The sequence below is a fragment of the Chloroflexota bacterium genome, from assembly GCA_034717495.1.
Classification (GTDB): domain Bacteria; phylum Chloroflexota; class Anaerolineae; order JAAEKA01; family JAAEKA01; genus JAYELL01.
The window spans coordinates 1-25463 of record JAYELL010000052.1 but is presented as its reverse complement, the minus strand read 5'-3'; the positions used below and the strand labels follow the sequence as shown (position 1 = coordinate 25463).

At 57.5% G+C, this 25463-nt stretch carries 20 protein-coding genes; 16 read left to right on the top strand and 4 right to left on the bottom strand.

The genetic code is table 11. The features are described 5' to 3' along the window. The first annotated feature begins 128 nt into the window (after positions 1–128). The 13 genes from U9R25_10130 to U9R25_10070 all read left to right on the top strand — a co-directional run bounded on the left by U9R25_10130 (position 129) and on the right by U9R25_10070 (position 15040). Positions 129–1130 carry an ABC transporter permease gene (locus tag U9R25_10130; GenBank protein ID MEA3336256.1) on the top strand — a complete coding sequence of 334 codons (1002 nt, stop codon included), beginning with the start codon at positions 129–131 and terminating at the stop codon, positions 1128–1130. A gap of 21 nt (positions 1131–1151) precedes the next feature. Next, complete coding sequence (locus tag U9R25_10125) at positions 1152–2321, top strand: ABC transporter permease (protein MEA3336255.1); 1170 nt, start codon at positions 1152–1154, stop codon at positions 2319–2321. Between the two features lie 244 nt (positions 2322–2565). Beyond that, positions 2566–4368 (top strand): hypothetical protein, encoded by a 1803-nt coding sequence (locus U9R25_10120; GenBank protein ID MEA3336254.1) that lies wholly within the window; start codon positions 2566–2568, stop codon positions 4366–4368. Between the two features lie 5 nt (positions 4369–4373). Continuing rightward, a complete protein-coding gene (locus U9R25_10115; protein ID MEA3336253.1) occupies positions 4374–5405 on the top strand; it encodes an oligopeptide/dipeptide ABC transporter ATP-binding protein in 1032 nt (343 codons plus the stop codon). Further along, complete coding sequence (locus U9R25_10110) at positions 5402–5764, top strand: hypothetical protein (protein MEA3336252.1); 363 nt, start codon at positions 5402–5404, stop codon at positions 5762–5764. The genes U9R25_10115 and U9R25_10110 overlap by 4 nt, the downstream gene beginning before the upstream one ends. Positions 5765–5773: 9 nt before the next feature. Further along, positions 5774–7111 (top strand): alpha-glucosidase/alpha-galactosidase, encoded by a 1338-nt coding sequence (locus tag U9R25_10105; GenBank protein MEA3336251.1) that lies wholly within the window; start codon positions 5774–5776, stop codon positions 7109–7111. A 382-nt stretch (positions 7112–7493) separates the two neighbouring features. Then, positions 7494–8141: an RDD family protein gene (locus U9R25_10100; protein MEA3336250.1), complete on the top strand. Its 648-nt coding sequence runs from the start codon at positions 7494–7496 to the stop codon at positions 8139–8141. 183 nt (positions 8142–8324) lie between these two features. Then, positions 8325–9332 (top strand): aldo/keto reductase, encoded by a 1008-nt coding sequence (locus tag U9R25_10095; GenBank protein MEA3336249.1) that lies wholly within the window; start codon positions 8325–8327, stop codon positions 9330–9332. Positions 9333–9363: 31 nt separating this feature from the next. After that, positions 9364–10872 carry a sulfatase-like hydrolase/transferase gene (locus tag U9R25_10090; GenBank protein MEA3336248.1) on the top strand — a complete coding sequence of 503 codons (1509 nt, stop codon included), beginning with the start codon at positions 9364–9366 and terminating at the stop codon, positions 10870–10872. Between the two features lie 18 nt (positions 10873–10890). Further along, the gene (locus tag U9R25_10085) at positions 10891–12291 is read left to right on the top strand and encodes an alpha-glucosidase/alpha-galactosidase (protein MEA3336247.1); all 1401 of its coding nucleotides are present in this window, start codon (positions 10891–10893) and stop codon (positions 12289–12291) included. 11 nt (positions 12292–12302) lie between these two features. Beyond that, positions 12303–12773: a low molecular weight protein-tyrosine-phosphatase gene (locus tag U9R25_10080; protein ID MEA3336246.1), complete on the top strand. Its 471-nt coding sequence runs from the start codon at positions 12303–12305 to the stop codon at positions 12771–12773. Continuing rightward, entirely contained in the window at positions 12770–13675 is a 906-nt protein-coding gene (locus tag U9R25_10075) for a fructosamine kinase family protein (GenBank protein ID MEA3336245.1), read from the top strand. Before U9R25_10080 ends, U9R25_10075 begins: the two co-directional genes overlap by 4 nt. 81 nt (positions 13676–13756) lie before the next feature. After that, a complete protein-coding gene (locus U9R25_10070) occupies positions 13757–15040 on the top strand; it encodes an alpha-L-fucosidase (GenBank protein ID MEA3336244.1) in 1284 nt (427 codons plus the stop codon). 149 nt (positions 15041–15189) lie between these two features. Here U9R25_10070 and U9R25_10065 read toward each other — a convergent pair whose 3' ends face one another. Then, entirely contained in the window at positions 15190–15615 is a 426-nt protein-coding gene (locus U9R25_10065) for a PPOX class F420-dependent oxidoreductase (protein MEA3336243.1), read from the bottom strand. Between the two features lie 343 nt (positions 15616–15958). Between U9R25_10065 and ppdK the strand changes: the two genes are divergently transcribed. Next, positions 15959–18658 (top strand): pyruvate, phosphate dikinase, encoded by a 2700-nt coding sequence (gene ppdK, locus U9R25_10060; GenBank protein ID MEA3336242.1) that lies wholly within the window; start codon positions 15959–15961, stop codon positions 18656–18658. A gap of 558 nt (positions 18659–19216) precedes the next feature. On the opposite strand, the gene U9R25_10055 is transcribed toward ppdK, so the two are convergent. Together U9R25_10055 and U9R25_10050 are read right to left on the bottom strand one after the other, a co-directional pair. After that, positions 19217–19666 (bottom strand): GxxExxY protein, encoded by a 450-nt coding sequence (locus U9R25_10055; protein ID MEA3336241.1) that lies wholly within the window; start codon positions 19664–19666, stop codon positions 19217–19219. Between the two features lie 338 nt (positions 19667–20004). Beyond that, positions 20005–20766: a hypothetical protein gene (locus U9R25_10050; protein MEA3336240.1), complete on the bottom strand. Its 762-nt coding sequence runs from the start codon at positions 20764–20766 to the stop codon at positions 20005–20007. A gap of 559 nt (positions 20767–21325) precedes the next feature. On the opposite strand from U9R25_10050, the gene U9R25_10045 reads away from it, so the two are divergent. Together U9R25_10045 and U9R25_10040 are read left to right on the top strand one after the other, a co-directional pair. Next, positions 21326–22957 (top strand): ABC-F family ATP-binding cassette domain-containing protein, encoded by a 1632-nt coding sequence (locus U9R25_10045; GenBank protein ID MEA3336239.1) that lies wholly within the window; start codon positions 21326–21328, stop codon positions 22955–22957. Positions 22958–23081: 124 nt separating this feature from the next. Next, on the top strand, positions 23082–24722 hold the full coding sequence (locus tag U9R25_10040) for a S8 family serine peptidase (GenBank protein ID MEA3336238.1): 1641 nt from the start codon (positions 23082–23084) through the stop codon (positions 24720–24722). 25 nt (positions 24723–24747) lie between these two features. Here U9R25_10040 and U9R25_10035 read toward each other — a convergent pair whose 3' ends face one another. Further along, complete coding sequence (locus tag U9R25_10035) at positions 24748–25245, bottom strand: M48 family metallopeptidase (GenBank protein ID MEA3336237.1); 498 nt, start codon at positions 25243–25245, stop codon at positions 24748–24750. Positions 25246–25463 lie beyond the last annotated feature (218 nt).

The window sequence follows — 25463 nt, the reverse complement described above, 5'->3', positions numbered from 1 at the left end:
AGAATGATCTGAATGACCTAATGCGTGTCGCCTGATGCGCATAGCTGAACGACCCGATCTCCGGGGTCCTGGCAGCCGCCGGGGCCCCGGAGAGTTCCTCCGACGAAATCAAATGGGATGACAGGCCAATGATCAACTATCTGCTGCGTCGCCTCTTTTTCGCCTTGCTGGTCATCTTTGGCGTCAGTGTGGTCTCCTTTCTGGTCATCGAGCTGGCGCCCGGGGATTTTGCGACCCAGTATGAAATGCGGCTTATCCAGCAGGGAGGCATGTCAGCATCGGAGGCTGAGGTGGCAGGGGATAAGGTCCGCGAGCGCTATGGCCTTGATGGCCCCTTTGTCGAAAGATACTACAACTGGATCTCCGGCATCGTCACCAGGGGAGACTTCGGACCTGCCATGGCCTACGGGGGCAAGGGGGTGAGTGAGTTGATCGCGGAGCGATTGCCCCGCACCTTGCTGCTGGCCTTCCTGGCCCACTTTATCTCAACGGTGATTGGCATCGGTGTAGGCATCTACGTCGCGCCCCGCCAGTACAGCACGGCCGACAATCTGGCCGCGCTCTCCGCCTTTGTATTTATGTCAATACCCAGGTTTGCCCTGGCCCTGGTCCTGGCCTACATACTGGTGTTTGGGTTCGGCCAGCAGCACATCAGTTCCTTCTTTTCGCCCCAGTACGTGCTGGCGCCCTGGTCCATCCCCAAGCTGGGCAATTTCATCCAACATATCTGGCCGGTGATCCTGATCGCCGGCCTGGGCGGCGTTGCAGCCAACATGCGTATCATGCGGGGAAACCTGCTGGACGTGCTGAACGCCCAGTACGTGACCACGGCCCGGGCCAAGGGCCTGGCCGAGGGCAAGGTGATGAACAAACATGCCGTGCCCAATGCCCTGCATCCCATCATCATGTACCAGGGCATGGTGTTGCCCTATATGATCCAGGGTGAGTTGGAGGTCGCCATCGTCCTGAGCATTCCGACCATCAGCCCTCTCTTTTACAGTTCGCTGATCAGCCAGGACATCTTTGTAACCGGCAGCATTCTGTTGATTATCAGCATGGTGCTGGTGATCGGCAACCTGCTGGCCGATCTGGCCCTGGCCATGCTCGACCCGCGCATTCGTTATCAATAACTGGAGGTACGCCGTTCGTCCATGTCCATGAACGTACCATCCCCCAACCAAGAATCCATCAGCACTCGCACCGCCCGGCTCGATCTGGCCGTATTTGCAGCGGAACAGCACCACGAGAGCTATATGCAGCTGGTCTGGCGGCGATTCCGGCGCAGCAAGGTCGCCATTATCGGTGCCTTGATGGTCATTATGCTGATCGTTCTTGCCATCTTCTCCGATTTTTTCTCCCCCACCGACCCGGGAAAACTGGTGATGGTCGACAGCTATATCCCTCCCCAGCGAGTCCATTTCTTCGACGAGCAGGGCAAGTTTCATCTGAGGCCCTTCACCTATCTGCAGCAGCTCGAGTTGGCTCCCGAAACCTTCGAGCCCATCTGGTCCGAGGACACCAGCCAGAAATATTTCCTGCGTTTCCTGGTCGAGAGCTGGCAGTACAAGATCCTGGGCATCATCCCAAGCCGGCTACATCTCTACGATGTGGAGGAGGGTGGCACCATCTTTTTGCTGGGCACCGACAAGTTTGGACGGGACCTCTTTGGCCGCTCATGCGAGGCGGGCCGCATCTCCCTCTCCCTGAGCCTTTTCGCTACCTTCATTACCGTGGCCCTGGGATCCTTCATCGGTGTGTATTCAGGCTATCATGGTGGCACAATCGACAATCTGCTGCAGCGATTCATCGAGTTCATGCAATCCTTTCCCCAGTTGGCTCTCTGGATGGCACTGGCAGCCATCATTCCACCCACCTGGGGACCCTTGCAGGTATTTATGGTGATGGCCATGATCTTCGCGCTGCTGGGTTGGACCCAGCTGGCGCGACAGGTGCGCGGCCAGATCATGGCCTTCCGCGAGACCGACTTTATCATGGCTGCCAAGGAGATGGGCGCCTCCGACAACCGGATTATCTTCAAACACCTGTTTCCCAACTCCCTCAGCCATGTGATCGTCGTATTGACCCTGACCGTTCCGTCCATCATTCTGGCGGAGGCTTTCCTCAGTTTTCTCGGCATTGGCATTCAGGAACCCCTGGTGAGTTGGGGATTTCTGATGAAGGAGGCCAACAGTTTGCAAACCCTGGGCTCCCATACCTGGATTCTGAGCCCTGTGATCTTTATCATCGTGGCCGTACTTGGCTTCAACTTCCTGGGCGATGGGCTGCGCGATGCCGCCGATCCCTATTCGACGGCACGGTGAGGCTAATGGTCAATGGTCAATTGTCAATGGCAGAGGCTAATGGACATCAAGGCGTAGGTCATTGCGAGGAAGCCGACTGTGAGGAAGGCTGACGTGGCAATCTCGGACCAAGCTAAGAGCTTTTCGCCTCAAAATCGCTTGAGCTTGCTTCGGCCTGCGGCCTCGCAACGACAAATGGACGTCTATCGTCACGCAGTGCCTCTGTCACCGGTGAAAAAACTTAGACTCAGCAACTGGACAAACTATGCATAAACTATTGATTATAGCTGTATTATCTGGACTGATCGCCCTGGGCACTGTTGCCTGCGTGGCTCCCTACCCCGTTGCGCCTGTGCCGGCGCCGGTAAACTCGCCTGCCGAACCGACAGACGCGGATACTGAGGCTACGCTGCCGGCAATGGCAACAGCGGAGTCGGTTGATGCTATCCCTATTGCCGACGAGATATCCGGTTTTGTCTTTGACGCCGACGGGCCGGTAAAAAATGCCACCGTAAGAATCCAGGCGACGGAGATCATGACCACGACGGGCGACGACGGTGCTTTCAAACTGGTTTGCCTGGCAGTGAGCGAACCCCCAACCCTGACAGTAACTGCCTGGTCGTTGGGCTACTACGGCGGCGCAGCCAACGCCTTGCCCGGCGACGACTCCGTCACAATTGACCTGTTGCGCTACAGCACGGAAGACAACGTCGACTACCAGTTTGCTCCCTCCGAAACCTGCGGCGAATGCCATCCCTCTTACCTGGAATGGCAACAGGACGCCCATGCCCTTTCCGCCACAAATCCTCGTTTCCTGACCCTGTACCAGGGCACCGATGTTCACGGCAACAGAACCAGGGTCAAGCGGGACGCGGCAGGCTTGCCATTGCCCCTCGAACCGGGCCAGCCCGATTATGGGCCCGGCTTGCGTATCGACTACCCCGACCGCACCGGCAACTGCGCTGCCTGTCACACCCCGGCTGCCTCCAATCTGGAAACCACCAACACCTGTGGCTGGGCTGGCTGCCACACCAATTTCACCGCCCAGATGTCGGATGAAGTACCCTACGGTGTCAACCCGTCCGATCTTAAAGGTGTGGCCGCGGAGGGTATGAGTTGCGACTTCTGCCACAAGATTGGCAACGTGATCCTGAACCCGCAAGATGACCTGCCCTGGGCGGCCAGGCCGGGGGTCACCTCGTTGCAGCTCTTCCGCCCGGAGGAGGGACACGATCTCTTCCTGGGATCCTTCGACGATGTATCCGGCCACGACAGCTTTTTGCCGTTACAGGAGGAGAGTGCCTTCTGTGCGCCCTGCCATCACGGGATTTTCGGCGGCGTGGCCGGCAGTCACGACATGGCCGGGGGTGTCGCGGTCTACGATTCCTACGGCGAATGGCTGGATAGCCCCTACAGCGATCCGGAAACGGGCCAGACCTGCCAGAACTGCCACATGCCTTCCGTCGACTACGCCTACTATGTCTACCCCGAAAAAGGTGGGCTTGAGCGGGATCCCAAGCGCATCCACAATCACCTGATGCCGGGCATCGGCGACGAGTATCTGATGCAAAACGCCGTAAGCATGGAAACCAGTGCTAAATCCAGCGGCGATCAGGTGTCGGTGGAAGTGAGCATCAGCAACGACCAGACCGGCCATCATGTGCCCACAGGAACGCCCCTGCGCCAGATGCTGCTGGTGGTGACAGCCAGCGATTCCGAGGGCAATCGACTGGCACTGGTGAATGGACCGGTGCTGCCCGGTTGGACCGGCGACCTGGCCGGCCAGGCAGGCCACTACTACGTCAAGGTTCTCAAGGATCGCTGGAGCGGTGAAGCGCCCACCGCAGCCTATTGGCGAGAGATCGAACTGGTGGAGGACACCCGCCTGGCGGCCTTCGAAACCGATACCAATCATTTCACCTTTGCAGCGCCGGACGGCGGTCCGGTCACGGTGGAGGCCCGGCTTCTCTACCGACGGGCCCCTCAAGAGCTGATGATACAGAAGGGCTGGACCGATCCCGATATCATCATGGAAGAGACGACAATCGTCGTGCCGGTGAGCGAGTAAGTGTGATGCCGATAAAAGATCCCGACAACGTGATTTTGGACGTCAAAAATCTCAAAATGTATTTCCCCCTACGCCGGGGCCTGCTACAGAAAGTCGTGGGTTACGTCAAGGCGGTCGACGGCGTCAGCTTCAGCCTGCGCGAGAACGAGATCATGGGCCTGGTTGGCGAAAGTGGCTGCGGAAAGACCACAACAGGGCGCGCAATTTTGCGCCTCTACGATCCGACCGACGGAGAGGTCTGGTACTGGAGGGCCAACGGCGAGGGAATCGACGTGGCCCAGATCAGCAAGAGCGAGATGAAGCCGTTGCGCCGTGAAATGCGCATGATCTTTCAGGATCCGTTCAGTTCTCTCAATCCCCGCTTCACGGTCAAGGATATCATCGGTGAACCGTTGATCATCCATGGAGAGGCCAAGGGCAAGGAACTGGAGGATCGGGTAGCCGAACTCATGCGGGCCGTGGGCCTCGATCCGGCTTACATGCAACGCTATCCCCATGAGTTTTCCGGTGGGCAGCGGCAGCGCATCGGCCTGGCCCGTACCCTTTCGCTCAACCCAAGACTGATCGTGGCCGATGAACCGGTATCGGCATTGGATGTTTCCGTCCAGGCCCAGGTGCTCAATCTGCTTCAGGAGCTTCAGGAAGAGATGGGACTCACCTTGATCTTTGTCGCTCATGACCTGTCGGTGGTAGAGCATGTCTCCGACCGGATTGCCGTCATGTACGTCGGCAAGATCGTCGAGATGGCCGACACGGAAACCTTGCTCTGGAATCCAATGCATCCCTACACAGAAGCGTTGGTCTCCGCTGTGCCGCCGGCTGACCCGGATATCCAGCCCGATCGCATTATCCTGGAGGGTGATGTGCCAAGCCCTGCCAATCCGCCGCCGGGCTGTGTCTTCCATCCTCGTTGCCGCTATGCCAAGGACATCTGTCACCAGGAAGTGCCGGAACTAAGCGAAGCCAGACCTGAACATTTCGTCAGTTGCCATTTCGCCAGGGAGTTGGAGCTTAGAGGGGTAGGAGGCCGGCAATGAGCACCTCAAGTCGCATCGCTGCCTTCCTGTCCTATTTGCTGCTCATCATTGGCTGGCTCTATGTCTTTCTCTTCCGGCGGCATGACTCCTTCGCGAAATTCCATGCCTGGCAGTCCATATTGATTGTCGGCGCGGCTATTCTTTGTCCAATCATATGGGCCGCCGTCGGCTGGCTGCTTTTCCATATTCCCATCGCCGGACCGATCGTAGCCATCGCTCTATTCTCATTTGTTATCGTCGTGATTATTGGCCTGCTGGCAGGCTGGATCGTCGGCATGATATCCGCTTTTCAGGGCAAGGTCAGGAAGATACCGGTGCTGGGAGACTGGGCCGAAAGATTGACCATTGGATGGAGATAAAACAGAAAAATGCCTAAGATCACATTCATCGGCGCAGGAAGCCTGGTTTTCACGCGCCAGCTATGTAGCGATATCCTGTTGGCGCCCGCGCTGCAGGGAAGTATCATCTCGCTGATGGACATCGACCCCCAGCGCCTGGAACAGTCAAGAGGCATTGTCCAGGCCCTGATCGATCAACGGGGAATCAACGCTCGGGTCGAAGCGACCATTGATCAACGGCAGGCTGTCACCGGCACCGATTATGTCGTAACGACCTTTCAACAGGGTGGCCTGGAAGCCTATAGACTGGATATCGAGATCCCGCAGCGCTACGGCGTGGAGCAATGTGTCGGCGACACCCTGGGGCCGGGCGGCGTCTTCCGCTCCCTGCGCACGATCCCGGTGCTGCTCGATCTGTGCAATGACATGGACGAGGTCGCACCCGATGCGTTATTGCTCAACTACGTCAATCCCATGGCAGCCAACTGCTGGGCAGTTGCCGAAGAGAGCGGCCGGCCCCATGTTGGTCTCTGTCACAGTGTGCAAGGCACCAGCGAGATGCTGGCCCGCTGGATCAACCTACCCTACGAGGAGATCAATTTCCTCTGTGCCGGCATCAACCACCAGGCATTCTTCCTGGAATTCCGCCGCGGCAAGGAGGACCTCTATCCACTGATTTGGGATGCCATTGAAAGGCCCGAGGTCTGCGGCGAGGAGCCGGTGCGAATCGACATCATGAAACACTTTGGCTACTTCGTCACCGAGTCCAGTGGCCATGCCAGCGAATACATGCCCTACTTTCGCAAAAGCCCTGAGATGGTGAACCAGGTGCTGGTGCCCAGGTTCACCGACGAGATCAACTCCTGGTATGACTACGCCCGCACGGGCGGATATCTGCGCCACTGCCTGCATCGCTGGGAAGCCTTCCGGGCCGAGTACGAGGAGATCGTCGCAAGCGAGGCAGAAACCGAACGCAGCCACGAGTATGGTTCAAGAATCATCGAGGCCATCGAGACAAACAACCCGATCTCCATTAACGGCAACGTGCCCAATACCGGCCTTATCGACCGTTTGCCCGAAGGTTGTTGCGTCGAAGTCGCCTGCCTGGTCGACGGCAGCGGTGTGCAACCCACTCACGTGAGAGACTATCCAGCGCAGCTGGCAGCACTCAACCGCACCAACATCAACGTCCAGGAATTGATCGTTACCGCTTCCTCGTCCGGCTGCATCGAGGCCGTTCGCCATGCTGTCATGCTGGATCCATTGACCGCGGCGGTCTGCACGCTGGACGAGATCCGGGACATGGTCGACGAAATGCTGGCGGCGGAAAAGCAATGGCTGCCGCAGTTCAGCGGATTATCCGGATAGCGGAGCGCATGAGTGGATGAGGAACAGGGAAGCAGGGAAACAAGTATACAAGAAAACAAGTGAACATCCCGAGCGGGATTCGTTCGCATCGACGTGCACCGTAAAGACCGGCCTGAGCCAAATCTACTGGCACAGCCGGGTGAAAAGGACCATGAAGATATGTAGGTCCGGCTGGTAGCCGGACCGTCGTGGGTTACCAGAGATGTCACGCTGGTAGCGTGACCTACGGCATCTACCCAATTATCTGCGCCAGACTGTACTCGCACTACGCTGAAATGGCACGCAACGCTCATGCAAGTCCGCTTCGCAGTGAAGAATCTCATGGGAACTGAAACGCTGGATGATTCATCGGTGCTATCGTCTCGAATGTAAGGATAAAACCATGACCACCACCGATCCGGGACAAACGACTGAGCGCCGCAAGCTGACTATCGGAGTCAAGGGATTCAAACCGCGTTTGTTCGCCATGGTCTTTGATGTCTTGATTATGCTAACCATCACGCTTATGGTGTTTTTTGCGGTTGGCTTTCTGACCATCGTAGTCTCCAGCTACAATCCCTTCGACCCCGTCTCCTTTAACCTGTTGCTTGTGGGCCTTGGAATCCTGGTCTCCGTTCTGTACTACGTGTGGTCCTGGTCGAAATCAGGACAGACGGTCGGCAAGGCGGTCCTCGGGCTCAGGGTGATCACCGACGAAGGCGCTCCACCCTCCTTCGGCAAGGCCTTACTGCGATATGTCGGCTATATCATCAGCGGCATTGTATTGTCCCTTGGATTTCTCTGGATCGCCTTTGACAGAAAACGCCAGGGATGGCATGATAAAATCGCCGGCACCTATGTCGTCGATACCGACGACACCTTCGATCCCGCCACGGTCGACGTGACCTTCGAAGCGGAAGAACAGGGTGCCGGTTGGGGCTGGCTGGTGCTGTGGCTTCTGGTCGCACTTATCTTCCCGGCTGCACTCTTCAGTGGTCTGTGGGTGTTGGGACCCATCGTCTTCCGGATGCTGACCGGGCTGGTGCAGTAAGGAAACAGGTAGACAAGGAAACAAGGAGGATGTGTCAATTTGCGTGGGTAAACGGATTGGCCTGATGGGAACCCCGTCATCGCCGAATCCCTGTCAGAGGACGAGATAACCTCCTGAAGCCCTTGTTTACTTATCTACTTATCTACTTGTCTACTTTCCCACTACACACTTTAAGGAGAAACTATGATCTACCGTTTTATGGGCAAAACCGGTCTCAAGGTCAGCGCGCTCTGCCTGGGAACCATGACTTTCGGGCGCGATACCGACGAAAAAACCAGTTTCGAGATCATGGATCGATTCATGGAAGATGGTGGCAACTTCCTGGATACCGCCAATGTCTACACCCGCGGCGTGTCGGAGGAGATCGTCGGCCGTTGGTTACAGGGCAAAAAGCGCCAGGACCTGATCATTGCCACCAAGGTCCGTTTTCCCATGGGCGAAGGGCCCAATGAGCTTGGCCTGAGTCGCAAACACATCCTGGACTCGGTCGAAGACAGCCTGCGGCGCCTGGGCACCGATACCATCGACTTGTATCAGGTCCATGGCTGGGACCCGATCACGCCGCTGGAAGAAACGCTTTCAACCCTGAATGATCTGGTAAGAAGTGGCAAGGTGCGCTATGTCGGTGCCAGCAACTTCAGTGGTTGGCAGATTCAAAAGGCTGTCGACCTGAGCCGGCACAATGGCTGGGAAGCCTTCACCTGCTTGCAGCCCCTCTACAATCTACTAGATCGCTCCATCGAATGGGAGCTGGTACCGGTCTGCATGAACGAAGGGCTGGGCATCATCCCATGGAGCCCCTTGCGAGGCGGCTGGCTGAGCGGGAAATACCAGCGCGGCATGACAGCACCCATCGAGGGCACCCGCATCGATCAGGCGGAAAAGGGGGGCTGGAGTGAGGCCTGGAGCCTCTACAATCTGGAGCGCACCTGGGCCATCATCGACGCCTTGCTGGAAGTTGCAAAGGATGAGGGCAAGACCCCGGCCCAGGTTGCGCTGAATTGGCTGCACCATCGCCCTGGAGTCACAGCACCCATCATCGGCGTCCGCACGGTAGCCCACCTGGAGGACAATCTGGGCGCGGTCGGTTGGGCCCTCTCCGACGAAAACATGGCTCAATTGACCACAGTGAGTAAACCTGATCTGCACTATCCCTACGATTGGATGCAAAGGTTACGAAAGATTCGCTAACGCTGCCACACATTGGCTGCCGAAAACCACTATGCCCAAACCCAACATTCTGTTAATCACCAGCGATCAACAACACTGGCGGACCATAGGTTACAACAATCCGGAGCTTCATACCCCCAATCTGGACCGGCTTGCAGCCCAGGGAACGATCTTCAACCGGGCCTATTGCCCCAATCCAACCTGCACGCCAACGCGCGCGTCCATGATCACCGGGTTGTATCCCAGCCAACATGGCGCCTACGCGTTGGGCACTAAGCTACCAGAGACTGTGCCCACGGTCGGAGATGCGCTGGCCGACGCAGGGTACAGCACGGCGCTGGTCGGTAAGGCCCACTTCCAGCCACTGCGCGGCACCGATGATTACCCCTCGCTGGAGTCCCACCCGATCCTCCAGGACCTGGACTTCTGGCGAGGCTTTCACGGTCCCTTTTACGGCTTCCAGCATGTAGAATTGGCTCGCAACCACGCCGACGAGGCCCACGTGGGCCAGCACTACGCCATCTGGATGGAGGATCAGGGCTGCGATAACTGGCGGGACTTTTTTCAACCACCCACCGGCAACAACCCCGACCAGCATCGAAAATGGTTGATCCCCGAGGAATATCACTACGATCGCTGGATCGCCGAGCGCACAACAGCCCTGATGGCTGACTACCAGCGCGACAACCAGCCCTTCTTGCTTTGGGCCAGCTTCTTCGATCCTCATCCCCCTTACCTGGCGCCCGAACCATGGGATAGCCTCTACAACCCGGAGGACCTGACCGTTCCAGCGCTGGTACCGGGCGAACATGACCGCAATCCACCTCACTTTCAGCTGACCCAGCAAGCTACACCCGATTTCTCGCCGTGGTCTGAACCGGATGGCAATGCCTGCCACGGCTTTCACTCCCATCTGCATGAGCAAGAGGAGTTGGCAAAAGATATCGCAGTCTACTATGGCATGACCTCATTGATGGACAAATATATCGGCCAGATTCTGGACAGGCTGGATCAATTGGGCCTGGCTGAGAACACGGTGGTCATCTTCACGTCGGATCACGGTCATCTGTTCGGACAACATGGGCTGATTGCCAAAGGCGCGTTCCACTACGAGGACCTCTTGCGGGTCCCCATGATCGTGCGCTGGCCCGGACGGGTGGCGCAAGGTATCCGCAGCGATGCCCTGCAGTCGCTGGTTGACTTTGCGCCGACACTGTTGAGCCTGGCCAGGTGCCAGATCCCGCGCACCATGACCGGCGTCGACCAGAAGGAGGTTTGGCTGGGCAAACAAGCAACGGCCCGGGACCATGTGTTGGTGGAAAACCACCACCAGCCGACGACACTGCACCTCAAAACCTATCTCGATGACCGCTACAAGATCACCGTTTACTTCGGACGTCCCTACGGTGAACTGTTCGATCTTCTGGAAGATCCCGGCGAGGTGAACAACCTATGGAATGAACCCGACTTCATTGATCTGAAAACCGAACTCACAAACAAGCTGCTTCACGCCATACTTGGCAACGAACCCCTCTGGATGCCCCGCATCGCCGTTGCTTGAGAGAAAGGATACAACCCCATGGCAAAGATAAGTTTCCTCGGTGCAGGCAGTACCGTTTTCGCCAAAAATCTACTGGGTGACATTCTCAGTTACCCCGAGCTGGCAGACGCCACCATCAGTCTGCACGACATCGACGCCGAGCGCCTTGCTACCACTGAAGCGATTGCCCATCGCACCGCCCATCTGTTGGACGCCAAACCGACCATCGAGGTAACCACCGATCGCCGGCAATCGTTGGATGGCGCTGACTACGCCATCTGCATGATCCAGGTGGGCGGCTACAAACCAGGTACGGTGATCGATTTCGAGATTCCAAAGAAATACGGTCTTCGCCAGACCATCGCCGATACCCTGGGCATTGGCGGGATCATGCGCGCCCTGCGCACCATCCCGGTGATCCTGGACATGTGCAAAGACATGGAAGAGCTATGCCCCGATGTGACCTTCCTCAACTATGTCAATCCCATGGCAATGATCTGCTGGGCCATCGACCGGGCCACTTCGATCAATACGGTGGGCCTGTGTCACAGCGTGCAGGGAACAGCCATGCACCTGGCCGAGGATATCGACGTTCCTTTCGAGCAGATCAACTATCTCTGCGCCGGGATCAACCATATGGCCTTCTACCTGCGTTTCGAACGGGATGGACAGGATCTTTATCCCTTATTACGGGAAGTTGGGGAGAAAGGGACGTACGGCAGGCGCTACCGCGGGTTGGCCGATCATGTGCGCTACGAGATGCTGCGGCGCACCGGTTATTTCGTGACGGAATCGAGTGAGCACTTTGCCGAATACGTGCCCTGGTTTATCAAACGGGATCGACCCGACCTGATCGAAAAATATGAGATCCCGCTGGACGAATATATCGAGCGCTGCGAGTTGGCGGTAGCAGGATGGGAAATAAAGGACCAGCTGCTTCAGAATCTGGGTTCGATTCCCCTGGGCACGAGTCCCGAAAAATTACAGGAACAGTTAAAGGCTAGCGGTTTCCCAACTGAGATCCTGGAGGAGATTGGAGAATTCCTCCAGGTGCGCCGCAGCCACGAATATGGCTCGCTGATCATTCACAGCATGGAAACAGACATTCCCCGTGTCGTCTACGGCAATGTGAGCAACCGGGGCCTGATCGACAACCTGCCCCAGGGCTGCTGCGTGGAGGTTCCCTGCCTGGTGGATAAAAACGGACTGCAACCGACGCAGATAGGCAGCCTTCCCCCTCATCTGGCTGCCCTGATGCAGACCAACATCAACCCGCAGGCGTTGACCGTGGAGGCAGCACTGACCGGCAAAAGAGAACACATCTACCATGCCGCCATGCTCGATCCGCACACCGCCGCCGAGCTGGATCTCGAGCAGATATGGGCTCTGGTCGACGAGATGATCGAAGCCCACGGAGACTATCTTCCCACCTATTCCTGAGAGTGAAACGTATGATCCGAGTACTGTTTGTTTGCCTGGGCAACATCTGCCGCTCGCCGATGGCTGAAGCCGTCTTCCAAAATCTGGTGGACGACGAGGGCCTGTCCGGTGACATCGAAGCGGATTCAGTTGGCACTGCCGGCTGGCACGTCGGCGAGCCGGCCCATCCTGGTACCCGCCAGGTGCTGAAACGCAACGGCATTCCCTACCAAGGGCGTTCACGCCAGGTTACCCCAGCCGATCTGGCAGAATCCGACTATGTGATTGCCATGGACGGCAGCAACATCGACGATCTGCGCCGGTTGGACAGGCAAGAAGTGCTTGAAGGCAAGCTCTTTCGCCTGCTCGATTTCGCGCCGCCCGATTCTCCCCAGGATGTACCAGATCCCTACTACGAGGGCAATTTCGATTACGTCTACGAACTGGTGAACGCCAGCAGCCGCAACCTGTTGGCTTTCATTCGCCAGGAACAGGGGCTGTGAGCAATACGCTTTCCCGGGCATTGACGGATTCCCTCGGCGAGCTCTTTGGCGCAACGCCGCGGGATATCCGCAGGGTTGGGGGAGGAGACATCAGCCAGGCCGCCCGTGTCACCCTCGGCAGCCAGATCATACTGGTCAAATGGCACAGCCAGCCTCCCCAACCCCGGGAAGGCTGGCTGGAGATGTTTGAGGCCGAGGCGCGTGGATTACAACTGCTGGCCTCGACCGGGACCCTGCGTGTGCCGCGGGTGCTAGGCCACGGAGGCAAGCAATCTGACCGGCCTGCGTTCATCGTCATGAGCTGGATCGAGCGAGGAAGCGGCCAGAGGGGAGATGCCGGTGCCGCCTTGGGCCGCGGCCTTTCCGCCATGCATCGGGTCAGCGGAAAACGCTACGGCCTGGATCATGGGAATTACTGCGGCGCCACTCCCCAGGACAATGCCTGGTGCGATTCCTGGATCGAATTCTACGGGCGGCGGCGACTGGGATTCCAGATGGAACTCGCAGGCCAGCGAGGACGTATGCCGCGACAACGACGACAGCGTCTGGAGCGCCTGATCGCCAATCTCGATGGCTGGATCGACGAAAGCCAGTGCCAACCATCCGTGCTGCACGGGGACCTCTGGGGTGGCAACTGGATGATCGATACTGCCGGAGAACCGGTGCTCATCGATCCTGCCGTCTATTACGGCGAACGGGAAGCGGAGTTGGGCATGTGCCACCTCTTCGGCGGCTTTCCCTCCCAGTTTTTCCAGGCGTACGACGAGGCCTGGCCCCCCGCTCCTGGCCGTGACGAAAGAATTTCACTCTACAAACTCTATCACGTGTTGAACCATCTCAACCTCTTTGGCGAGGGCTACGGCAGTCAAGTCGATGATATCCTGCGTCGCTATGTGAGTTGACAGGTTTTGAATCAAATCGCAGATATTGGCCTTCATGTACGACTTCAGAGCAACGCCCCCACACCAAAAAAGGAGCAGATCGTGGACACAAGCGCATCCAATCCCCACACCGGTTGGTTCACCGCCGCCCGCTTCGGCCTCTTCATCCATTTCGGAATCTACAGCTCGACCGCCCGCAACGAGTGGGTGAAACATTTCGAACGCATCCCCGATGAAGAGTATCAGAAGTACTTCGACCACTTCGACCCCGACCTCTACGATCCTGTGGAGTGGGCCTGGCAGGCCAGGGCCGCGGGCATGAAGTACGTAGTCGTCACATCCAAGCACCACGACGGTTTCTGCCTCTGGGATTCGGACCTGACCGACTACAAAGCCACCAACACGCCGGCCGGCCGGGACCTCATCGCCCCGCTGGTGGAAGCGGTGCGCGCCGAGGGGCTGAAAATCGGCTTCTACCACTCGCTTATCGACTGGCATCACCCCCAGTACACGGTGGATGGGCTGCACCCCCTGCGCGATGATGTGGCTTTCCGGGAGGCTGCCGGAGAGGGGGATATGGCCGCCTACAGGGCGTATCTCTATGGCCAGGTGCGGGAGTTGCTGACCCGCTACGGCAAGATCGACATCATGTGGTTCGACTTCTCCTATCCCGAGCTGGATTGGGGCTGGTCCAAAGGCAAGGACAAAGATGACTGGGAGGCGGAGACGTTGATGGCACTGGTGCGTGAGTTGCAGCCCGGTATCATCATCAACAACCGGCTGGATATCCCCGGCGATTTCATCACGCCGGAACAGTATCAACCAGCGGCCCCGTTGCTGGTGGACGGCCAGCCCGTACTCTGGGAAGCGTGCCAGACCCTCAACGGCAGTTGGGGTCATGACCGGGACAACCTGGACTGGAAGTCGGCGGCGATGCTGGTCAGGATGTTGATCGACTCGGTTTCCAATAACGGCAACCTGCTGCTCAACGTGGGGCCGACGGGGCGGGGTGAGTTTGAGCCACAATCGGTCGATCGATTATGCAAAATAGGCGAATGGACGCGGTTGCACGGCCGGGCTATTTACCGCTGTGGCGCCAGCCAATTCACGCCACCGCCCGACTGCCGCTACACCCAGCGCGGTGACCGGCTCTATCTTCATCTGTTCGCCTGGCCGTTCAAATTTATCCATCTGCCCGGACTGGCGGGGAAAGTCGCCTATGCCCAATTGCTGAACGACGCATCGGAGATCAGAATCCGCGAGCCTGACCCGGAGGTGACCGGTCATCTTGTGCCCACTGGTGTGCCTGGTGACGCGCTGACGCTGGCGTTGCCGGTGCAGCGACCGGACGTGATCGTGCCGGTGATTGAGTTGTTTTTGAGGTAGGGCGATGAATCTAATCCGACGCACTGTGCTCGATCTCTAAACCGCCCGTACCGTGAAAAAACATCCCTGGCGCCATTTGACCGCCAAAAGCATGCCGGTCTTGCCAGGTTGCCGATTTGATGAACCGCAGATGCAGTCAGTGTAGGCTGCTAGCCCTGTGGCGGAAAGGCCACCACACGTTGGGGCAGTATCTTGAAGATGATACGCTCTTCCGTACCCTTCATCTCGGCTGGAGCGACGCCACCGTAATACTCGTCTTCGCCCACATATAGTTTGGCGTGGGCATTGATGTTGCTGTTATCGGGATCGGACACGATCTCCTCCACGATTCCTCGCACGTCAATCCAGCGGAAGGGGTTTTCGGGATCAATTGCGACTACGGCAACATGGGGGTTGCCGCGAATGTTCTCCGGTTTGCGGCGGCCTTCTGCCGTGTTAACCAGAACATGGGTACCATCCCAGGAGGCCCAGACTACCGAATTTTCAGGGGTGTTTTCCGCTGAAACGGTGGTCAATACCGCATAGACAGGGCCAGCGATCAGGTCGATATGCGATTCAGGTATTTTTGCAGCCATGATCTATTCTACTCCTTTTTCTTGGCTCGATTGTTAGCTTCACCCAGTATGCCACAAAGAATCATCCAGGGCTGTAAGCAATTCCACGCTTGGCAGGTCGCGTGGCCCATTGTGTATTGTGTTCGGCCAATCGTTCACCGAAAAATCTTGCCTTTTCCCCACAATGGTCGTATAATTCTTGTCTGGTGGGCTCTGACGTTCTGTCGGGCCACACCTTTTTGATGTAAAGGATATGTTCCCCAATCCGAATGGGAACAGGTCCCTGCAGGGCTGGCGTTTTCCGCTGGGACAATCCGGCTCTTTTTCGATATTAGATCTCAGTTTTGCAAGGAGCATAGTTAGCATGAGCAACAAGTGGGTCTACCTGTTTGGAGAGGTAGATGAAGCAACAGAGTACGTTGGCGGCGAATGGGAACTTGTCCGGGCTCTATTGGGTGGCAAGGGCGCCAATCTCGCAGAGATGACCCGCATCGGGGTGCCGGTACCTCCCGGCTTCACTGTGACAACCGAGGCCTGCAATACCTATCTGGATGAGGGCGGTCAGTTCCCCGAGGAAATGTGGAAACAAGAACTGGCAGCCATGAAGGCCACCGAGACAGCCACAGGAAAGACCTTTGGCGATCCCAAGAAACCCCTGTTGGTTTCCTGCCGCTCCGGTGCCAAGTTCTCCATGCCCGGCATGATGGACACCGTACTCAACATCGGTCTTAACGATGAGACCGCGGCAGGCATGGCCGAATTGACCGAAGACGAACGTTTTGTGTACGATTCCTACCGCCGGCTGGTGCAGATGTTTGGCAGTGTCGTGTTGGACATCGACGACGAAGCCTTTGAAGATCCTTTGACTGCCTACAAGGAGCTGAAAGGCTACAACAGCGACACCGACATGACGGCAGATGACTGGAAAGAACTCACGAAACAGTTCCAGGCCATTATCAAGGAACATGTGGGCTTCGATTTTCCGCAGGATCCCTACGACCAGCTGAAGATGGCCACCGAGGCCGTTTTCAAGAGCTGGAACGGCAAGCGGGCCATCGACTACCGCAATGCCGCCAAGATCCGCCACGACCTGGGCACCGCTGTCAACATCATGACCATGGTCTTCGGCAACATGGGCTGGCAAAGTGGCACTGGCGTCGCCTTCACCCGCAATCCTTCAACGGGCGAGCGCAAGATGTTCGGCGATTACCTGCTCAACGCCCAGGGCGAAGACGTGGTCGCTGGCATTCGCAATACCGAGGATATTACCAGGCTTCAGGAGGAGATGCCCGAGGTTTACCAGCAATTCCTGGACATTTCCGAGAAGCTGGAACAACACTATCGAGAGATGCAGGATGTTGAGTTCACCATTGAGAACCAACAGTTCTGGATGCTTCAGACTCGTGACGGCAAGCGCACAGCCAAGGCCGCAATCAAGATTGCTGTCGATATGGTCAACGAAGGACTGATCAGCAAGGAAGAGGCTGTGATGCGGGTTTCCCCGGACCAGGTCGACACCCTGCTGCACCCGCAGTTCGATACGGAAGCCAAAAACATGGCCAAGGCTGAGGGCAAGCTGCTCGCCACAGGCGTCAACGCCTCTCCCGGCGCCGCTGTGGGCCAGGTATATTTCGATGCCGATACCGCCGAGGCCATGGGCAAGGAAGAGGGCCAGGACGTGATCATGGTCCGTCCCTTCACCCGCCCGGACGATGTGCACGGCATGCTGGCAAGTAAAGGCATTCTCACCAGCGAGGGTGGCGCTACCAGCCACGCCGCAGTGGTTGCCCGGCAATTCGGCGTTCCCTGTGTCGTCGGCGCTTCCGATGTCAGGATCAACCAGGAAGGCCGCTTCTTTACCGCCAACGACATCATCGTCAAGGAAGGGGACCAGGTTTCCCTGGACGGCGCGGCCGGCGAGGTCTACCTGGGCGAAATTCCGACCACCTTCCCTGACTTCGAGGAACAGACGGACCTGATCACGCTGCTGAGTTGGGCCGACGAGATTCGCCGCATGGAGGTCTGGGCCAACGCTGATTACCCCGATGATGCGGTGCGCGCCCGGAGCTTCGGCGCCCAGGGCATCGGCCTCTGCCGCACCGAGCACATGTTCTTCGAAGAAGAGCGTCTGCCGGTGGTACAGCGCATGATCCTCTCCGACACCAGCGAAGAACGCAAGGCGGCCCTTGACGAGTTACTGCCCCATCAGCGAGGCGACTTTGAAGGTCTGTTCGAGGCCATGGATGGCCTGCCGGTCATCATCCGCCTGATCGACCCGCCGCTGCATGAGTTTATGCCCGACCACGACGATATCTTCGAAGAGGTCATCACCATGCGGGTCAAGGGAGAGACCGAGGGCCTGACAGAGAAGGAAGAGCTGCTGGAAGCCATCAACAGCATGCATGAGAGCAACCCCATGATGGGTATGCGTGGCATTCGCCTGAGCATCATGATGCCTGAGATCGTTGAAATGCAGGTACGGGCGATCTTCGAGGCTGCCGCCAACAAGGCCCTCGAAGGCATCGTCGTCAAACCCGAGGTAATGATCCCGCTGGCTGGCCACGTCAACGAGTTGAAGGTGATCCAGCCCAAGCTGGAGCGCATTGCCAGGGAAGTCATGGACGAAAAGGGCGTCGAGTTCGAGTACAAGTTCGGCACCATGATCGAGATCCCTCGTGCGGCGCTGACCGCCGCCGAGATCGCCGAGGTCGCCGAGTTCTTCTCCTTCGGCACCAATGACCTGACCCAGATGACCTTTGGCTACAGCCGCGACGACGCCGAAGCCCGCTTCCTGCTGACCTACGTGGAAGATGGCATCTTGCCCGTCAATCCCTTCCAGACTATCGATCAGGAAGGAGTGGGACGACTGATGAAGTTCGCCGTCGACGAAGGCCGTGAGGTCCGCCCCGACCTTGAGGTGGGCATTTGCGGCGAGCATGGCGGAGATCCAAGCTCCGTCGAGTTCTGCCACATGATTGGCAACAACTACGTGAGCTGCTCCCCCTTCCGCGTGCCGATTGCGCGTTTAGCTGCTGCCCAGGCCACGATCAAACACGGAAAGTAAAGTCAACGAAAAGCTAGTTTAGAGCTTTCGACAGGAGCTGGTCTTCGGCCAGCTCCTGTCTTTTTTTGGAAACGACACCGCCGTCCGTGAATTGCCTAGTACTCTGCGGGCTAAATAACTATGCAGTAACCAAGGTCCTTCACCAGAAGTAGGGACGGTCTTTAACTGCATACTTATCTACGCTAAGCTGTACTAGGTTCTGTTGACATTTCATTTTTCAGGCGGATCCAGTGTGATTTCGTCTCAAGATGTCGAAAATTTGCACTAAATGGTCGACCAATGTTTCCAATTCAGCCGTTTCGGCTTCAATTTCGGCCATTTTGTTCGTCATTTGACGACTGTCCACCAAATATCAACAGAACCTAGACGGGCCAGCCCCGTTGACGGGGCGCCGTTGTGTAGCCGGGGGGATTTATCCCCCGGCGTCTTGCTCCTGAAGCAGGCGATCCTGGTTTGCAGGGATCGCTTCCGTTTGCGGAGATCGCTGCAGCCCACCTCCGCCCCCTTCGTGCATTCGTGACCCCATTCGTGGACAGCCGCCAACGGACACAAAAGATGTTATTCACTGGCTCTTTTTACGTTATCCCGTCCAAGACGCCGGATTGGGAAGCTGGCATCGGGCCCAGGAAATACGCGTCGGAATTCCAACTTGCGCCGACCAAAATTGAATAGCAGGCCAACTGGCGCACCCGTGGCCTTCAGGTAATTAATGACCTGAGAGACCTCGTCATTGGTCAACTGGTGGCCGAATGCCTTGAGTTCTACGATTACCAGCTCATCGACCCAGAGATCAATGATGAACAGAGCCACGGGAATACCAGAGTGGTGAACTTCTACCTGATATTGGCGTTTCACCGAAATTTCTCGGCTGAGCAGTTCGTTTTCCAGTACACGCTCATAAACCTCCTCCCTGAAGCCCGACCCAATTGCGTTATGCACCGCCATGGCAGCACCGATAATGCGATATGTCAGGTCATTTTCGGTTGCATCCAATACCAAACCCGTCATTGAGTCCCCCTCTTTCAGTGGTATACTGGTTAATAATTGTCCCCAACCAAACCTCAGATATTCGGTAGTGGGATTATACCACAACTCGGTGACGCTCACCCCCATTCGTGGTTGACAGGTTACTTCGTATCATGCAAACTCCCGCGTCAACACGCACCCACCATCCCCACGATCCTATTCGTGTATTCGTGACCCCATTCGTGGACGGCCGCCCCATCTTTCCCATTCGTGGTTGCCCGGGTACATCGTATCATGCAAACTCCCGCGCCAACACGCACCCACCATCCCCACGATCCTATTCGTGTATTCGTGACCCCATTCGTGGACGGCCGCCCCTCTCACCCCTCATACGACCAGTCCCAGAACCAGTAGGCCATGCCCTTCCATTGGCCCCAGTCCTCGAAGGCCGCCTCGACCTCGGCACGGCCTACAAGCTGACCATCATACCACTCGTGGGATACCATCTTCATGGCCCACGAGTCGACGGGAATGTAGTCGGTGCGGCCCAGCAGCATCAAGAGGTTGGCTGCAGCATAGTCTCCCACACCCTTGATGGCCAATAATCGCTTTCGAAGCTCCCCTGTAGACAGATCGCTGGTCTTGAGCGACTCCAGATCCAGCTTGCCGCTGGCGACCGCCTGGGACAGCTCCGCCACGTAGGGACCCCGGTAGCCCAGGCCTGCTTCGGCGCGCAGCCTGTCACCATCCACCTGAGCCAATCGCATTGGCGTAGGAAAGGCCTTACGGCCAGAATTGTCCGGCAAGTCAGCGCCGTATTGCTCAACCAATTTCCGCACCATACGTTTTGTTCCCGACCAGGCCGTGTTGGTGGTAAGAATGGTTTTTACCGTATCCTCGAACAGGCTGGCTGAACGCAGGATACGACCCAGTGCCTGCTGTTCTGCATGAACCAGCTTGGGTTCCTGGCGAGCAACCGCGTAGAAATCGGAAAGATCGCGATCCAGCCCCAACATCCAGTTTACGTCGTTGGCAATATCGGCCTCCGCAGCCGGATCAAGGTCTCCCAATACCGAAACCGCCACGCCATCTTGCGCGTCCTGGACCGTCAGGTCGATCACCTGTCCGGACCTCAAAGCCAACGTGTAAGAGAACTCTCCTGTGTCATCATGGCTGACGAAGGGCGCCAGCTGACACCAGCCATGCGACCGTACGACGCGTTGCAAGGAAAATGGGGGACGAGCAGGAAGGATCAGACGCATGGCTATACCTCAACAAGAGCTCCCCCACCGCTGGCAGGAGAATTCGGGGCAAAAAAGGTCGATGCCTCTATTCTAACGCCGCAAGGGATAGCATACAAATGTCCAGAACGATACTGGTTTTCGTCCGCGGCATGATTTGGCCCCCTCTTCTTCCTGTGGCATACTGATTGTGATCAAATCAGGAGGTTACTTCGGAATGATAGAACTGATCATAGCATAAGGTCTGTTCCCGCTTCCCGCTTTCAGGGAAACCAACTGAACGGGCAGGCGCGCGGACAACGATCCGGCCCTGACTGTCCGTCCAGATTCGTGGCGGGAACCGCGCGCCTGCTGTGCCGGTTCTTCTTCGATAGCAATAACACCGATTACTTCACGCCGTGGGCGCCATGCCTGCGGCGTTTTTTTGTAGTCCCATGAGCTCTCAAAGACCGAGGTAATCATGCTTCAAGTCCGAAATATTTCCCATTGGTTTGGCGACCTCAATATCCTTTTCCAGATAACTTTCAACCTTAACCCCGGCGAGCGGGCCGGGCTGATCGGTCCCAATGGCTGTGGGAAAACAACTTTACTTCGTATCCTGATGGGCGACCTGGAACCGGATCAGGGCAGCGTACACCTGTCTCCTGCCACGACAAGGACAGGATACCTGCCGCAGGCCCTGGATTTTCCATGGGAAGCGACCGTTGGCGACGTGCTGCGATCAGCCCAGGGTGAGCGAATCGCCGCGGAAACGCGGATAACTCAATTGGCCGATCAAATCGCGAGCGCGAGCGGCGAAACCCTGGCAGCGTCGCTGGCCGCCTACGATCGTGCCCTGGCAATCTATGAGGCAATGGGTGGTAGTAGGTTGCAGGCCGAAGCCGATCAGGTATTGGCGGGTATGGGGCTGGCCGAAGTCGATCAGGTCCGGCCAGTCCACGCGCTCAGTGGCGGGCAGAAAACCCGGCTGGGCCTGGCACGGCTTCTCCTGACTCAGCCAGATCTGCTTCTGCTGGATGAACCGACCAACCATCTGGACATCACGGCGCTGGCCTGGCTCGAGGAATACCTCTCGGGATACCCTGGTGCTATCCTGATCGTCTCCCACGACCGGGCATTCCTCGACCGCACGGTAAACAACATTCTGGCCCTGGATGAGAAGACCCACAGGCTGCGCGAGTATCCCGGCAACTACAGCGATTATGCCCTGGCGGTCGACCGGGACCTGGAAAAGCAATGGGCATCCTACAGGGAACAACAGGAACGTATCAAACGCCTTAGCATCTCCATCGGCAAGCTTTCTGGCAAGGCGAAAGGCATTGAAAATGAAACCATCGACTTCCACTACCGTCGTATTGCCAAGGACCTGGCCAGACGATCTGTGGTCCAGAAACGCCGGTTGGAACGTTTGTTGGAAAGCGAGGAAATGGTTGAAAAACCAGGTTTGACCTGGAAGATGAAGCTGGAGTTTCCCGACACACCCCGTAGTGGTCAGGATGTGTTGCAGATCACCGATCTTCAGATGGGCTTCGGGGATCGTTCACTATTCGATCAGGTCAACCTGCACCTTCGCTATGGCGACCGGGTCGCGTTGATCGGACCCAACGGCAGCGGCAAGACAACCCTCTTGCGCTGCATCACGGATGACCTGGAACCGCTGGCCGGCGAGACTCGTCTCGGGCGTGGTGTGCGCCCGGGTTATCTGTCCCAGGAACAGGAAACGCTGGACCCGAATGCAACCCCTCTGAGCCTGGTTCGGCAGGCGGCCCCTTTGAATGAAACCGAAGCCCGCAGCTTCCTGCACTATTTCCTGTTCGCTGGAGACGAGGTGTTTTCGCCCGTGGAGCAACTAAGTTTCGGCGAGCGAAGCCGCCTCGCCCTGGCACTGCTGGCGGCGCGGGGCTGCAACTTTCTGCTGCTGGACGAACCGATCAACCACCTGGATATCCCATCGCGAGAGAGCTTTGAACAGGCTATGGCCCACTACGAGGGCACCGTGTTGGCCGTTGTGCACGACCGTTACTTCATCGAGCGCTTTGCCACAACGATCTGGGCCCTCGACAACGGGAGGGTGACTGTGCTGTCTGGTTGACAACCCGATCCACGTTGTTTGCGCGTTTGGCCCGGCATGACGTAAAATGCGACCCGTTGCTTTTCCACACAACCCATCGCCCGTCAGGATGACGGTTTCGTCTACAGTTCAGTAAGGAGCTAGCATGACCCGCAAAGGTGTATTGTTTTTTGTTCTGATGGTGTCGCTGGTCCTCGCCCTGGCCAGCCCCATTCTGGCCGCCGACCGCAGCCAGGAGACGGCCTGGCAGTCCAAGGTTGACCCCTGGGTAATGGACAAGGCCTCCGAAAGCAAAACGGAATTCCTGGTATTTCTTTCCCAACAGGCTGACTTCGGGCCTGCCGCTGCGCTGCAATCGAAAGATGAAAAGGGTAGATTTGTTCATCAAACTCTCACAGCATTAGCCGAGGAAACCCAGCGACCGGTCATCGAGGAACTGGATCGACTGGCCGTGGATCACCGTTCCTATTGGGTTGCCAACATGATCTGGGTAAACGGTGGCATGGAGATCGTCGAAGCGATGGCACGCCGCGCCGATGTGGCCCACATTTACGCCAACCCAACGGTACAGATGGAGGGTCCAGTCAGCCAGGGCCAGCCGCAATCGAAGGAACCTGAAGGAATCGAATGGAATATCTCTCTGGTCGGTGCCCCCGATGTCTGGAGTGCCGGCTTTGCGGGACAGGGCGCGGTGGTTGCCGGACAGGATACCGGCTACGATTGGGATCACCCTGCCCTGATCAATCAGTACCGCGGCTGGAATGGTGCAATCGCCGACCACGACTACAGCTGGCACGATGCCATTCACAGTGGTGGTGGATCATGCGGGGCCGACTCCCCTTTTCCTTGCGACGACAGTCAACACGGTACCCACACCATGGGAACCATGGTTGGCGACGATGGCGGCAGCAACCAGGTAGGCATGGCTCCCCTGGCGCGCTGGATAGGGTGCCGTAACATGGACCAGGGAAATGGCACACCGGCCACCTACAGCGAGTGCTATCAGTGGTTCATCGCCCCAACCCGGATCGATGGCAGTGATCCCGATCCGACGATGGCGCCCGATGTTATCAACAATTCGTGGAGTTGCCCGCCAAGTGAAGGTTGCACCGATCCCAACGCCTTGCTCACTGTTGTGGACAACGTACGCGCTGCCGGGATTGTAACCGCCCACTCAGCCGGCAACAGCGGGCCGGGCTGCAGCAGTGTCAGTACACCGTCCGCCATCTACGATTCGTCGTTCACCGTGGGCGCAACCACCAGCTCCGATTCCATTGCCTCCTTCAGCAGCCGCGGTCCGGTTTTGGTCGATGGCAGCAACAGGCTCAAACCTGACATTTCGGCCCCGGGGCAGAGCATTCGCTCAACAGTACCGGGAGGGGGATATGGCAGCGGTTGGAGCGGTACAAGCATGGCTTCGCCCCATGTGGCTGGTCTGGTGGCCCTGGTGCTGTCGGTGCGCCCCGATTGGTCAGGCAACGTTCACCAACTCGAGTCCGTTATCGAGCAGAACGCTGTGCACCTGACCAGCACGCAGACCTGTGGTGGCGTCCCTGGCAACAACATTCCCAACAACACCTTCGGCTACGGCCGGATCGATGCCTTTGCTACCTTCCTGGCGAGCCAGGTGCCCACGGCAGTCACTCTGAGTGGGCTCGATGCGGATCAATCCAACCCGGCCCTACCCATTGCGTTGCCGGGCATTGCCCTGCCCGCGACAGTGCTGGCATCGCTGGCAACGACGATTCTCCTGAGCAGACGTCGGGGAAAACACGAATCTCGATAGCTGTGGCAGGCCTGTGCGGCCCCCGCTAATCGTCTTCCAGTTCTTCCATCCCCACAGCCATCAGGTAACCCCGCGCACGCTCGGTGCGCGGGTAACGGTAGACCAGTTCCCAGAATCGGGGACCATGATTCGGTTCTGCCAGGTGGGCAAGCTCATGGACCAGCACGTAGTCCTGCACGAAACGGGGCATCTCGGCCACCCGATGTGAGATGCGAATGGTGCCGCGATTTGGCGTGCAGCTGCCAAAACGAGCCAGCTGATTGGAAACCCAGCGAATTGACTGCCAGCGCAGCTTACCGTCGAAGCAGCGCCGGTTGAGGTCTCTGGCTCGCTGTTCCAGCTGGTCATCGTCCAGCGCATTTCGTCGCCTGCGCCGATCCCACTGTGCCTGCAATTTCTCGATGATGGGAGCGAGTTCCTCATCGCTCATGTCGGCAGGAGCTCTGACCACAAAAATGCCATCCACCTCGCGAGCGCTGACCGTCTTGCGACGCCGTTTGCTGCGAATTATCTGGGTTTTCATGAAGTTATGATACTCTATTTCTCGACTTTGGCCATTTTTTGACCCTACTACATCTAGTAGTTCAAGCTAAGATAACTCCGCTATTTAGTATGCCGATTCTATGACTCAACTCGAAAATGGGTTGTTTTTACGCATTTACTTGACAATAATGCAATTTTGGCCAAAGTCCAGTATTTACCCCTGTCTTGAAAATGAGCGCTTTTTCGATAGGTGAACAT